Source organism: Psychrobacter sp. CoH-33_TS_01 (assembly GCF_058189395.1).
The window spans coordinates 1-469 of the sequence record NZ_JBVGQI010000033.1 but is presented as its reverse complement, the minus strand read 5'-3'; the positions used below and the strand labels follow the sequence as shown (position 1 = coordinate 469).

Here is a 469-nt window from a genome sequence, read left to right as displayed (position 1 = left end):
AGGGGTATAGCCAAGTTGGTAAGGCATCAGGTTTTGATCCTGACATCCGTTGGTTCGAGTCCAGCTACCCCTGCCATATATTGCGTCATCGCGGCGCTGATAAGTACAGTGATAGTTATAATATACCGCTATTTTTTAGCTTATTTATAACTTCGATTAATGCCAATTAATATCCTTAATTGGCATTTATTTTAATAATTATTATTAATTTAGTCGGCATTGACCTATCTTAATTGACAACACAGTTAGTATTTCGGTATAGTTCGCAACGAACGCCGCATTGTCTGATTATGAGATTTTCTCTACCAGACCATGTTAGCTTATAGTACTGTGATTGTTGTTATCGTCCTCGGCAGTCTTTGAGGAGATAGCATGCAAGCTTCTCTACTTACAGGGGTATAGCCAAGTTGGTAAGGCATCAGGTTTTGATCCTGACATCCGTTGGTTCGAGTCCAGCTACCCCTGCCAT

Annotated in this window: 2 tRNA genes; both read left to right on the top strand. The window is 40.5% G+C overall.

Annotation, left to right across the window (positions count from 1 at the left end):
• Nucleotides 1-76: transfer RNA gene (locus ACZ2XM_RS15445), tRNA-Gln, on the top strand.
• Between the two features lie 316 nt (nucleotides 77-392).
• Nucleotides 393-468: transfer RNA gene (locus tag ACZ2XM_RS15440), tRNA-Gln, on the top strand.
• Nucleotide 469: the final 1 nt, after the last annotated feature.